Below are 776 nucleotides of genomic sequence, written 5' to 3'. Positions count from 1 at the left end.
GGCGCAACCGCCGCGCTCCCTGTGATGAAAGTCACGGCGGGGATCAGCAATAGACCTCCGCCTCCGGCCGAGAGGGTGTTCAGTGTCCAGGTGAGGAACCCCGCCAACGCCAGGAGGCCTAGTCTAATCCAGTCCATCCGATCAGAACGAAGCGGACCTTTGATCGTTCCGAACGCGTTAGTTCGCAAAAGCCCGGCCCGCCCCTTGAGTCTCGTGTGCGATGGAAAGGTGATCTCAGGCGCAATGCTGGTGGCGGAGAGACGCCGTGCCAGAGAACCATTCCCGAGGCGGCGGGAAGAAGGCCGACGATCGCTCCGAGTCGGCCGAACTCCGCCGTTGGACGCGCGCGCGGACGCCCAATCTAGCTCTTTTTGACGGCGACCTTGTCGAGGGCTGCGCGCAGTCCTTTCGCCAGCTTCTGCGCATCGTCGTACGCCCAGAAATGCATGAAGAAGAGCCGCGGTTGCTCATCGAGCATGTGGCTATGCAACGCGGTGATCTCGATGCCGTTATCCAGCATGGCTTTGATAACCGGATTGACCTCCTTTGCTGTCAGCACAAAATCACCCGTGATCGCCGCCTTGCCGCCACCTGTCGATTGGAAGTTAATCGCTATTGCCGAGCCCATGGCCGCCGGCACTTCCATTCCATTTTCCTCGACCGGCTCAGCGCGCGAGATCGTGAACTGGTAGACCGCGCCATTGGCCTTACCCTTATAACCGATGGTTTGGTCGACACCGGCCGTGTCGAACTCGATCTGTGGTGCGGCTTGCGGC

Annotated in this window: 1 protein-coding gene; it reads right to left on the bottom strand. The window is 60.7% G+C overall.

Annotated elements, in window-relative coordinates:
* Positions 1-361: 361 nt before the first annotated feature.
* On the bottom strand, positions 362-776 hold a 415-nt coding region (locus NKI41_RS33220; protein WP_352687296.1), incomplete at its 5' end, for a DUF1259 domain-containing protein.

It is taken from the genome of Mesorhizobium sp. M0601 (assembly GCF_040320845.1).
In the GTDB taxonomy this organism is placed as follows: domain Bacteria; phylum Pseudomonadota; class Alphaproteobacteria; order Rhizobiales; family Rhizobiaceae; genus Mesorhizobium.
Note: the sequence above shows the minus strand (reverse complement) of the source record. Positions and strands in the feature narration are given on the sequence as shown.